The following is a 10,109-nucleotide window of genomic DNA, read 5'->3' as shown; positions in this document are numbered from 1 at the left end:
CGAAGAGCACGCAGCCGGCGGCGTACACATCGGAGCGGGCGTCGACGGCCTCGCCGCGCGCCTGCTCGGGGGACAGGTACTGGGCCGTGCCGATCCGTCGGTACGCACTTCGTGCCGGCCGCGCACGACCACGGCATGCCGCAGACCACGGCGGCCGGGCTGCTCGCCCTGGTGGGGCTCTTCGACATTGTCGGCACCATCGCGTCGGGCTGGCTCACCGACCGGGTGGACAGTCGGCTGCTGCTCGGCTTGTACTACGCGCTCCGCGGGGCGTCCCTGCTCGTGCTGCCGAGCCTGTTCTCCGGCACCGCCCAGCCGAGCATGCTGGTGTTCATCGTCTTCTACGGCCTGGACTGGGTGGCCACCGTGCCGCCGACCGTGGCGTTGTGCCGGGAGTACTTCGGTGGGGCCGGAGCTGTCGTGTTCGGGTGGGTCTTCGCGGCGCACCAGTTCGGCGCGGCGCTCGCCGCGACCGGCGCGGGACTGGTCCGGGACCGGCTCGGCGACTACGCGATGGCCTGGTACGTGGCGGGTGCGCTGTCGATCGGCGCAGCCGGCCTGTCGTTGCTGCTGCGTCGGCGACCAGGTCGGCCGGTGCCGGAGGCCGTGCTCGCCGCCGCGACCGCGCCCAGGGCGTGGAGCTTCCGAGGCTGAGGCCGGGCCGTCAGCTGAGGGTCCACTGCTGGGCCGGTCGGCCGTCGCAGGGCCGCTGCCGGACCTCGTCGCCCGCCTCAATGCCGTCGTCGTCGGCCTGCGCGCACTTGCCGCTGTGCACCGCGACCAGCAGCACCGGACCGGTGCCGGTCGCGGAGAGCCGCCACTGCTGGTTGGCCTCGCCGTGGCAGGGGAACTGCAGGAACTGCGCGCCGTCGTCCCGACTGCCGCCCTCGACGTCCAGGCACTGCCCGTGGGCGGCGTTGGTCAACGTCACCACGTCCGCGCCGATCGGGTTGACCACCCACTGCTGTTCCGGGCCGCCACTGCACGCGGCCAACTGGGCTTCGGCCTCCTTGCCGTCGCCGTCGAGCCCGAGGCAGAGCCCGGAGGCGACCCGGAACACCTTCGGCCCGGTGGGCGGCCCGGCCGGCGTGGTCGGTGCCGGCTCGGTCGGTGCGGTCGGGCTCGGCTCGGCCGCCGGTTCGGTCGGCTCCGCGGCGGTGGAGGGCGTGCCGACCGCCGCCGGGACCGGCTGCTCGGCGTCCCCGTCGAACAGCCCGGTCGCGAAGACCACCCCCAGGAGCGCGCCGACGACCCCGACCGCCACCGCGACCCGCAGCAGCGGGTCGGACAGCGGCCCGGGGCTCGGCGCCGGTCGCCCGCCGTAGACGGTGCCGGCGGGGTCGGGGCGTTCCTGGGGCGCGGACATACGCGCCATCCTCGCCCACGGCGGCGCGCCGGAGCCAGTCCGGCGGCGACGTGCAGCGCTCAGCGTGCGGGCTGCGGGTCGGTGACGTCGGCAACTGTGGCGTCGAGGGCGACGATCGCGGCGTCGGCGTCGACCGCGACGGCGAGGCCACGCTCGCCCGCCCCCAGACTGATCTCCCGGCCGCGCAGCCGCTCGTCGGCGATCACCGGCCAGGCAGTGCTCGCGCCGAACGGGGTGATGGTGCCGCGTTCGTAGCCGGTTGCGGCTCGTGCGCCCGCCGCGTCGGGCATGGAGAGCCGCTGCACCCCGAGCAGCGCGCGCAGCTTGGGCCAGGAGATGACCCGGTCGCCGGGGGTGAGCACGAACAGGTGATCGTCGGCACCGCGACGGACCACGATGGTCTTCACCACATCGGAGACGGCCACGCCCTGGGCCGCGGCGGCCTCCGCGAGGCTGCGGACCTCACCGTGGCTGACCAGCCGATACGGGAGTCCGGCGGCGTCCAGGGCGGTGATCGCGGGCGATGGCATGCCCGCCACGGTAACCGTCGGGCTCCGTGGCGGACGGGAAACTGCCATCGTCGACATCCCACGGTTTCCGAAACGCGAGCGTAAGGTGATCACATGCGCGCTGAGCGTGTGGATCACCCCATTGACCATGATCAAGCGGTGGACACGCTGCGACGGTCGTACGCCGCGGTGCCCACGGGCGAGCCTGTCCGGCTGGCCAAACGGACCTCCAACCTGTTCCGCCCCCGGTCCGCTCCCCGGACCCCGGGCCTCGACGTGAGTGCCCTGAACGGGGTGCTGTCGGTCGAGCCGACCGGCCGTACCGCCGACGTGCAGGGCATGTGCACGTACGAGGACCTGGTCGACGCGACGCTGCCGCACGGGCTGATGCCGCTGGTGGTGCCGCAACTGCGCACCATCACGCTGGGCGGCGCGGTGACCGGCCTCGGGATCGAGTCGACCTCGTTCCGCAACGGCCTGCCGCACGAGTCGGTACGCGAGTTGGACGTGCTCGCCGGCACCGGTGAAATCATCACCGCCCGACCCGAAGGGGAGCACGCGGACCTGTTCACCGCGTTCCCCAACTCGCTGGGCAGCCTCGGCTACGCCACCCGGCTGCGCATCGAGCTGCAACCGGTCGGCCGGTACGTGGCGTTGCGCAACGTCCGGTTCACCCAACTGGAGGCGCTCACCGATGCGATAGCGGAGGTGACCGCGACCCGTTCCTGGGCCGGCGAGCCGGTCGACGCGATGGACGGGGTGATGTTCAGCCCCGGCGAGGCGTACCTGGTGTTCGCCACGTTCACCGACGCCGCCGATCCGCCCAGCGACTACACCGGCCAGGCGATCTACTACCGGTCGCTGCGCCAGCGCACCCGTGACGTGCTCACCGCGTACGACTATCTGTGGCGCTGGGACACCGACTGGTTCTGGTGCTCGGCGGCGTTCGGCGCGCAGCACCCGGTCGTACGCCGGTTCTGGCCGGCCCGTTACCGGCGCAGCGACTTCTACCACCGGCTCGTCCGACTCGAACACCGCCACCAGGTGGCGGCCCGGATCGACCGGCTGCGCGGCCAGCCGGCCCGGGAGCGGGTCGTGCAGGACGTGGAGATCCCGCTGAACGAGACGGCGGACTTCCTGCGCTGGTTCGCCAGCACAGTGGGGATGAACCCGGTGTGGCTGTGTCCGTTGCGACTGCGTGAGCCGGCGGGGCCCGGTTCGGCGCGGTCGTGGCCGCTGTATCCACTCCGGCCGGGGCAGGACTACGTCAACATCGGGTTCTGGGGGAGCGTGCCGATCGCGCCGGGCGCCGCCGACGGCGACGTCAACCGCACGATCGAACGCAGGGTGTCGGAGTCGGGCGGGCACAAGTCGCTCTACTCGGACGCGTACTACGACCGGGACGCCTTCGACCGCCTCTACGGCGGCGACACGTGGCGGGCGGTGAAAGACCGCTACGACCCGGACCACCGGCTGACGGGACTGTACGAAAAGGCGGTAGCACGAGCATGAGCCTGACCGACAGAGATCAAGGGGCGGCGAGCGTTCCCGCCACCCCGCCGGCGGGGGGCCGGCGCACGGGTCCGACCGTGGCGGACGTCGTCCGCGCGGTCACCACGGGACCACTGCCGGTGCGGATCACCGGGTACGACGGCAGCGCCGTCGGCCCGTCCGACGCCGGCATCACCCTGGCGATCCGTTCCGAGCGTGGCCTGTCGTACCTGCTCACCGCCCCTGGCGACCTGGGCATGGCCCGGGCGTACGTCAGTGGCGACCTGGCGTTGCAGGGGGTGCACCCGGGCGACCCGTACGAGGCGTTGCGGGTGCTCAAGGACGAGCTGCGGTTGCGCCCACCGTCGCTGACCGAGGGGCTGACGCTGGTCCGTGGGCTGGGCTGGGAGAGGCTGATGCCGCCGCCGGCACCGCCGCAGGAGGCGCTGCCACGGTGGAAGCGGGTGGTGAACGGGCTGCGGCACTCCCGGGTCCGCGACAGCACGGCGATCTCGCACCACTACGACGTCTCCAACGCCTTCTACGAGAAGGTGCTCGGCCCGTCGATGACGTACACCTGCGCGGTTTTCCGTTCTCCGGACGACACGCTGGAGCAGGCCCAGGCGGCGAAGTACGACCTGGTCGCTGGCAAGCTGGCGCTGAAGAAGGGGATGCGGCTGCTGGATGTGGGCTGCGGCTGGGGTGGCATGGTGCGGCACGCCGCGCGCGAGTACGGCGTCAAGGCGCTCGGGGTGACCCTGTCGAAGGCGCAGGCGCAGTGGGCGCAGGCGGCGATCGAGCGGGAGGGGTTGACCGGGCTGGCCGAGGTGCGGCACATGGACTACCGGGACGCGCCGGCGGAGCAGTTCGACGCCGTCTCGTCGATCGGGTTGACCGAGCACATCGGGGTGCGCAACTATCCGACCTACTTCGGGGCGCTGCGCAGTCGGCTGCGGCAGGGTGGGCGTCTGCTCAACCACTGCATCACCCGCGCGGACAATCGGGCGCCGCACCGCTCCGGCGCGTTCATCGACAGGTACGTCTTCCCGGACGGCGAGTTGGCCGGCCCGGGCCGGCTGATCAGCGAGATCCACGACGCCGGATTCGAGGTGCACCACGAGGAGAACCTGCGCCAGCACTACGCGCTGACGCTGGCCGCCTGGTGTCGCAACCTGGTCGAGCACTGGGACTTCTGCGTGTCCGAGGTGGGCGCGGGCACCGCTCGGGTGTGGGGGCTGTACATGGCGGGGTCGCGGATGGCGTTCGAGCGCAACGGCATCCAGCTGCACCAGGTGCTGGCTACGCACAACGGCCCGGACGGGGTGAACGGCTACCCGCTGCGACCCGACTGGTTGCCCTGACCATCCGCTGAGTGTCGCGGGAAGCCGCGTCGAGAACGTCGGCGCGGCTTTTCGCGAACTGATTGACAAACAAGTTTTGTACGTACAAACTGATTTTGTCATGAGAGACGTCCTGTACCTGGAGCAGATCGAGCAGGCCGAAGTCCTGCTCAAGCCGCAACGCGTCGAGGTGCTGCGGCAACTGGCCGAACCGCGCACCTGCACCGAGGTCGCGGCCCGACTCGACCAGACGCCGCAGCGCGTCTACTACCACGTCAAGCAGCTCGTCGCGGCCGGCCTCGTCGAGCTGGTCAACGAACGCAAGGTCCGCGGCATCACCGAGGGCATCTACCAGGCCGCCGCCCGGTCCTACTGGCTGTCCCCACGGCTCGTCGGCCGGATCGGCCTACGCCGGGCCCGCGACGAGCTGAGCCTGGGCTACCTGCTCGACCTGATGGAGGAGGTCCAGGCCGACATCGCCGGCCTGGACCGCGCGGCACCCGAGCTGCCCTCGATCGGGGTCTCCGGCGAGATCCGGGTGCCGGCCGAGCAGCGCCAACAGTTCCTGCACGACCTGCAAACCGCACTTCAGGAGTTGTTCACCCGCTACGGCGGCAGCGAAGGAGATGCCTTCAAGCTGGCCGTCGCCTGCTATCCGAAAGGGAACGACAATGAGTGAGCCGATGAAGGTTCAGGCCCGTCTCTCCGCGCCGGTCGGGCGCGTCCGCCAAGCCCTGACCGACCCGGCAGAGCTGCGTCTCTGGCTGGCCGAGCACGCCGAGGTCGAGCTGCCTCAGCGGTACGAGTTCTGGGGCCGCTACACGCCCGAGGGTGACGCCCCGCATCAGCGACTGCTGCACGCCGACGACGACACGCTGCGCTTCGGCTGGCTGCTCGACGGGGTGGAGACCACCACCGAGTTCCAGTTGACCGCCGAGGGCCCCGACAGCACAGTGCTGACGCTGATCCAGAGCCACTTCGACTTCGCCGAGGCGATGAGCGGCTCCACCATCCGGGGCGTGCTCCAGACGTACTGGGCGCTGTCCATCGCCAACCTGGCCGCCCACGTGGAGGGCAAGCCACTGCTGCCCCGCACCGACTTCACCTCCGCCGACCTGCGGGGCGAGCTGGTCATCGCCGCCCCCGCCGACAAGGTGTGGGAGTCGCTGACCGACTCCGAGCAGGCCAGCGCCTGGTTCGGCTACCCGATCGGCATCGAGCCCTGGGTCGGCGGCCGGTACGCCATGGGTGGCTTCGAGACCGGCTACGCGGCCAAGGTCGTCGACCTGGAGCCCGGTCGCCGGATGTCCGTCGACTGGGGGCCGACCGGCGTGACGAGCTGGGAGCTGGCCGAGTCCGGTGGCCGGACCACGCTGACCTTCGTGCAGAGCGGCTTCGACGAGGCCAACCCCCCGTACGGGGCCTGGAGCGGCTCGGTTGCCGGGCTGTTCGAGCTGCGCCGCTTCCACGAGGTGCCGAACTGGCAGCCGATCTGGCTCTCCGAGGAGATCCCCGGCCTGGAGCCCCAGCCAACCAACTGAGCCGCCCCGCGCTGCTTGATCGTGCTCGATCAGGGATCCAGTGGCCTCGTTGGCTTCGCGAGGGCACTACATCCTGGATCGAGCACGATCATGCGTTGGGCGACTGGGCGGGCTCAGGCGATGGCGGCGATGTCGCCGTCGTCGAAGTAGATCGCCTGGTGTAGCCGGCCACCGAGGGCGACGGCGTAGCGAGCGACCACCTCCTGGCCGGAAATCCGGCCCTGCTCGATCTGGGAGATCCGACCCTTGGTCACGCCCATCCGGTCGGCGATCTGTTGCTGGGTGAAGCCGCGGGAGCGTCGTACCTCCGCGAGGCGGTGCCCGACAACCTGTGCGAGCAACTCCTGCTTGCCCTCTTCGACAGCCGCCTCGCCGCCAGCGCGCTGCACGTACTCCGCCCGGATGTCTGACCACCGCACGTGACCACTCACCGCCGTCCCCCCTCCTGCTGTGCACGTTCCTTCAAGTAGATCTCGTACCGTTGTTCGGCTAACGGGATGGCCTGTCGGTACCAACTCGTCCACTGGCCCGCCTTGTCGCCGGCGACCAGCAGAATGCTTGCGCGCCACGGGTCGAAGACGAAGAGGATGCGGACCGTGCCGGGACACAACTCTTTCAGGTTCGCGATCGACGACCCACTGATCGTGTCGACGAGGGGGCGTCCCAGCCCGGGCCCGGCTTCGGCGAGCGCGTCGATCGCCTGCACGACCCGGGCAAGGGTCGCCTGGTCGAGGCTGTCGATCCAGGCGCGGACCTCATCGACGACGAAGACGTCCCACTCCTCCTGCACGGGAGAGTAGTATACCGTTCGCTATACCTTCATGGGGCTTGCCGGACCTTCCGGTTCTGATCCACCGGTGGGATCTGGTGACTTTTCGCTGTTGAGTGGGTACTGGCGGGCGATGTTCTTCATCTTTGGTCTGCGTACCAAGGTCGACCGGTCCGGTGTCGTGCAGCAGGTATGCCGACACTGCGGCAACCATGCCGCGCAGGTGATCACCCGACGGGCGACGAAATTTACTCTCTTCTTCATTCCGCTCATCCCCATCCGCACCCGGTACGCGCAGCAGTGCACGTTCTGCGGGGCGGAGTACGAGATCGCCAAGGCCGATGCCCAGCGCCTCCCGGTCGGCTGATCCGTCGATGGAACGCTTCCTCTGCTGGCTGATCGGTCGACCGACGCCCCCGGTCGACGTGGCGGTGCACACTGTGGCCCGTCCGCCCTGCACCCCCGGCCGGCGCAAACGCCGTCGGGCACGTCGCCCTCTGGCCGGCACCACACTGCCCCGCTCACCGTGGAACCGCTCCGCCGGCCGTTGACCGAGGAGCACCGGCCGTTGACCGAGGAGCACCGACGTCCGTCGCATGTGGCCGGAGGGTTGCCGCACCTTTGGTCACCGACAGGCCTGCCGTTCGGCCCTGGCGGGGCATCCGACCGCTGACTAGGCTTTGCGAGGTTTGCCGGGACCGGTCCTCAGCGTCGAGGGTGCACCACGAGAGAGAGCCGAAGCGTTCGCCGTGTCACCGCAGGACGTGAGCCAGGCCGTCGTGGTGTCGACCGCGTCGGCACCGCCCGCGCGTCCCGACCCCGCTGACCGGCGCGCGTCGACAAGCCCCTGGGCGGGCCGTCTCGGTCTGCTGGTCGCCGGCACCGTCCTGGTCGTGGAGGCAGCCTGGCTGGTCGCCGCCCTGCCCGCAGCCGCGCTGGTCAGTGACATCGGCGCGCTGCTGGTCGCCGGTTGGGCGACGCTCGCGTGCATCGGGGTGGCCCGTCGGCATCCTGCGCCGCTGCGCAGATTCTGGGCTCTGCTCGCCGTCACCATGGCGCTCGCCGCTGTGGGCCGGGCGATCTGGACGGTGCAGCGTCTCGTCGGCGGCGACCTGCCGCACACGCCGGTGGTCGGGGTGGTCTTCACCGCCGGCATCCTCACCGGTACGGCCGCGCTGCTCAGCTCACCGTCGGCGCCCCGCTCGGCGGTGGGGCGGGCCCGCACCCTGCTGGACGGGATCATCGTCGCACTGGCCCTGGTGCCGATCGCCTGGGTGCTGGTCTACCGCGGGGTGGCCGCCGCCGAGCTGGCCGACACGGCGCGCACGTTGGGGCTGCTCTACCCGATGTTCGACCTGATGCAGCTCACCATCCTGGTCGCGGTGTCCGGCCCGGCCCGGCCGATGTGGCAGCCGATGAGCCTGCTCGCGGGGAGCCTCACCCTGCGGGTCGTCGCCGACGTCGTCTACGTGTCGCTGGTCGCCCGCGCCGACTACGCCGCCGGTCACCCGATCGACCTGTGCTGGCCGCTGAGCTACCTGCTGATCGGCCTGGCCACCCGCAAGCCGCCGCCGCCGGACTGCGACGGCACCGACGACACCGCCGAGTCACCACTGCCGCCCTGGTGGCGCGGGGCGTTGCCGTACCTGCCGGTGGGCGGGGCGATCATCGCGGTGGTGCTGGCCCGTCGGCCCACCGGGCAGACCCCGCAGCTGGTGTTCGTGACCATGATGGTGCTGCTGGCCGCCCTCGCCGTACGGCAGGGGTTGGCCGCCAACGAGAACCTGCGGCTGGTGGCCCGGCTGCGCCGACTCGCGTACGGCGACCAGCTCACCGGGCTGCCCAACCGGCTGCTGTTCAACAGGCGGCTGCGCCTGGCCCTGCGCGACGACCGGCCGGTGGCCGTGCTGCTGCTCGACCTGGACGGGTTCAAGCAGGTCAACGACCGGTTCGGGCACGCCACCGGGGACACCCTGCTGACCGGGTTGGCGGCCCGGATGCGGGCTGCCGTGGACGGCGACGGGACGATCGCCCGGCTGGGCGGAGACGAGTTCGCCGTGCTGGTCGACGGCGACGGTCCCGTCTCACCGGAGCGGCTCGCCGAACGGCTGCTGGACGCGCTGCGGCCCTCCGACGACGAGGAGGACGTCGGGGTGCACCCGTCCGCGAGCATCGGCATCGCGGAGTTCGGTCCGCAGCACGCCTCCCACACCGACCTGCTGCGCGACGCCGACATCGCCATGTACGCGGCGAAGGCGGCCGGGAAGTCCGCGTACCGGACGTGCACCCCGGCGCTGCGCGAGTCGGCGGTGTCCCGCGCCGAACTGATCGCGGACCTGCGCCGGGCGGTGGACGAGGACCAGCTGCACCTGGAGTTCCAACCGATCGTGGACCTGGGCACCGGCGCGGTCCGCAGCGCCGAGGCGTTGGTGCGGTGGCGGCATCCTCGCCTGGGGATGCTGCCGCCGGCGAAGTTCCTGCCGTTGGCCGAGGAGACCGGGTTGATCCTGCCGATCGACAGGTGGGTGATCCACGAGGCGTGCCGGGCCGCCGCTACCTGGCGGGGCCGTGCGCCGGAGGCGACCGTCGCGGTGAACATCGCGGCGGCGCACCTGCGTCGCCCGGATCTGATCGCCACTGTCACCTCGGCGGTCAGCGCCGCCGGGCTGGCTCCGCGGGCGTTGACCCTGGAGTTGACCGAGTCGGCGTTGATCGAGGGCACCGAGACGGTGTTGGAGCGGCTGCACCAGCTCCGCGAGCTGGGCATCAAGATCGCCATCGACGACTTCGGCACCGGCTACTCGTCGCTGAGCTACCTGCACCGCATCCCGGCCACCGAGCTGAAGATCGACCGTTCGTTCGTGGCCCGCCTGGGGTCGGACGACCGCGCATACGCCACGGTGGAGATGGTGACCCGACTGGCCGGCGCGTTCGACCTTGCGGTGGTCGCCGAGGGGGTGGAGACCGAACGCCAGCACGAGGCGGTCGCCGCGATCGGCTGCCCGCGCGGTCAGGGCTATCTGTACGGGCGGCCGGACGGCCCCGCGATGGTGGGTCAGAATCGGGCTTGACCCTGACGTAGCGGCAGGCGGC

General features: G+C 71.2%; 11 protein-coding genes and 1 pseudogene. 8 read left to right on the top strand and 4 right to left on the bottom strand.

Translation table 11 applies throughout. From position 1 onward, the window contains the following. Positions 1-96 precede the first annotated feature (96 nt). Positions 97-654 (top strand): annotated as a pseudogene (locus tag ACWCO3_RS05065) (MFS transporter); the annotation flags it as partial. 10 nt (positions 655-664) lie between these two features. On the opposite strand, the gene ACWCO3_RS05060 reads toward ACWCO3_RS05065, so the two are convergent. Both ACWCO3_RS05060 and ACWCO3_RS05055 read right to left on the bottom strand, forming a co-directional pair. Then, positions 665-1,366 (bottom strand): RICIN domain-containing protein, encoded by a 702-nt coding sequence (locus ACWCO3_RS05060; RefSeq protein ID WP_145785365.1) that lies wholly within the window; start codon positions 1,364-1,366, stop codon positions 665-667. Between the two features lie 59 nt (positions 1,367-1,425). Further along, entirely contained in the window at positions 1,426-1,896 is a 471-nt protein-coding gene (locus ACWCO3_RS05055) for an aminoacyl-tRNA deacylase (protein ID WP_208745107.1), read from the bottom strand. A gap of 93 nt (positions 1,897-1,989) precedes the next feature. Here ACWCO3_RS05055 and ACWCO3_RS05050 point away from each other — a divergent pair, with 93 nt between their 5' ends. The 4 genes from ACWCO3_RS05050 to ACWCO3_RS05035 all read left to right on the top strand — a co-directional run bounded on the left by ACWCO3_RS05050 (position 1,990) and on the right by ACWCO3_RS05035 (position 6,247). After that, a complete protein-coding gene (locus ACWCO3_RS05050; protein ID WP_450008579.1) occupies positions 1,990-3,387 on the top strand; it encodes an FAD-binding oxidoreductase in 1,398 nt (465 codons plus the stop codon). After that, positions 3,384-4,727: a class I SAM-dependent methyltransferase gene (locus tag ACWCO3_RS05045; RefSeq protein WP_357930515.1), complete on the top strand. Its 1,344-nt coding sequence runs from the start codon at positions 3,384-3,386 to the stop codon at positions 4,725-4,727. The genes ACWCO3_RS05050 and ACWCO3_RS05045 overlap by 4 nt, the downstream gene beginning before the upstream one ends. Before the next feature lie 100 nt (positions 4,728-4,827). Further along, positions 4,828-5,385 carry a winged helix-turn-helix domain-containing protein gene (locus ACWCO3_RS05040; protein WP_124820022.1) on the top strand — a complete coding sequence of 186 codons (558 nt, stop codon included), beginning with the start codon at positions 4,828-4,830 and terminating at the stop codon, positions 5,383-5,385. Continuing rightward, complete coding sequence (locus ACWCO3_RS05035) at positions 5,378-6,247, top strand: SRPBCC domain-containing protein (protein WP_450008575.1); 870 nt, start codon at positions 5,378-5,380, stop codon at positions 6,245-6,247. The genes ACWCO3_RS05040 and ACWCO3_RS05035 overlap by 8 nt, the downstream gene beginning before the upstream one ends. Before the next feature lie 113 nt (positions 6,248-6,360). Here the strand turns inward: ACWCO3_RS05035 and ACWCO3_RS05030 are convergent, their stop codons facing one another. Together ACWCO3_RS05030 and ACWCO3_RS05025 are read right to left on the bottom strand one after the other, a co-directional pair. Further along, the gene (locus ACWCO3_RS05030; RefSeq protein WP_145785360.1) at positions 6,361-6,678 is read right to left on the bottom strand and encodes a helix-turn-helix domain-containing protein; all 318 of its coding nucleotides are present in this window, start codon (positions 6,676-6,678) and stop codon (positions 6,361-6,363) included. Further along, on the bottom strand, positions 6,675-7,037 hold the full coding sequence (locus tag ACWCO3_RS05025; RefSeq protein ID WP_450008573.1) for a type II toxin-antitoxin system RelE/ParE family toxin: 363 nt from the start codon (positions 7,035-7,037) through the stop codon (positions 6,675-6,677). The genes ACWCO3_RS05030 and ACWCO3_RS05025 overlap by 4 nt, the downstream gene beginning before the upstream one ends. A gap of 112 nt (positions 7,038-7,149) precedes the next feature. On the opposite strand from ACWCO3_RS05025, the gene ACWCO3_RS05020 reads away from it, so the two are divergent. The 3 genes from ACWCO3_RS05020 (at position 7,150) to ACWCO3_RS05010 (ending at position 10,087) form a co-directional block, all read left to right on the top strand. After that, positions 7,150-7,383: a zinc-ribbon domain-containing protein gene (locus ACWCO3_RS05020; protein ID WP_145785856.1), complete on the top strand. Its 234-nt coding sequence runs from the start codon at positions 7,150-7,152 to the stop codon at positions 7,381-7,383. A 7-nt stretch (positions 7,384-7,390) separates the two neighbouring features. After that, positions 7,391-7,567, top strand: a complete 177-nt coding sequence (locus tag ACWCO3_RS05015) for a hypothetical protein (RefSeq protein WP_167524920.1) — start codon at positions 7,391-7,393, stop codon at positions 7,565-7,567. Positions 7,568-7,765: 198 nt separating this feature from the next. Next, a complete protein-coding gene (locus ACWCO3_RS05010; protein ID WP_244311873.1) occupies positions 7,766-10,087 on the top strand; it encodes a putative bifunctional diguanylate cyclase/phosphodiesterase in 2,322 nt (773 codons plus the stop codon). Positions 10,088-10,109 lie beyond the last annotated feature (22 nt).

This window comes from Micromonospora sp. NPDC002411, assembly GCF_053592955.1.
This window is presented reverse-complemented; position numbering and strand designations above follow the sequence as displayed.

Excerpts from the sequence above, each read along its gene's own strand:
- ACWCO3_RS05015 (WP_167524920.1), top strand. The coding sequence starts at position 7,391 with ATGGAACGCTTCCTCTGCTGGCTGATCGGTCGACCGACGCCCCCGGTC.
- ACWCO3_RS05060 (WP_145785365.1), bottom strand. The coding sequence starts at position 1,366 with ATGTCCGCGCCCCAGGAACGCCCCGACCCCGCCGGCACCGTCTACGGC.
- ACWCO3_RS05040 (WP_124820022.1), top strand. The coding sequence starts at position 4,828 with ATGAGAGACGTCCTGTACCTGGAGCAGATCGAGCAGGCCGAAGTCCTG.
- ACWCO3_RS05020 (WP_145785856.1), top strand. The coding sequence starts at position 7,150 with ATGTTCTTCATCTTTGGTCTGCGTACCAAGGTCGACCGGTCCGGTGTC.
- ACWCO3_RS05050 (WP_450008579.1), top strand. The coding sequence starts at position 1,990 with ATGCGCGCTGAGCGTGTGGATCACCCCATTGACCATGATCAAGCGGTG.
- ACWCO3_RS05055 (WP_208745107.1), bottom strand. The coding sequence starts at position 1,896 with ATGCCATCGCCCGCGATCACCGCCCTGGACGCCGCCGGACTCCCGTAT.
- ACWCO3_RS05035 (WP_450008575.1), top strand. The coding sequence starts at position 5,378 with ATGAGTGAGCCGATGAAGGTTCAGGCCCGTCTCTCCGCGCCGGTCGGG.
- ACWCO3_RS05045 (WP_357930515.1), top strand. The coding sequence starts at position 3,384 with ATGAGCCTGACCGACAGAGATCAAGGGGCGGCGAGCGTTCCCGCCACC.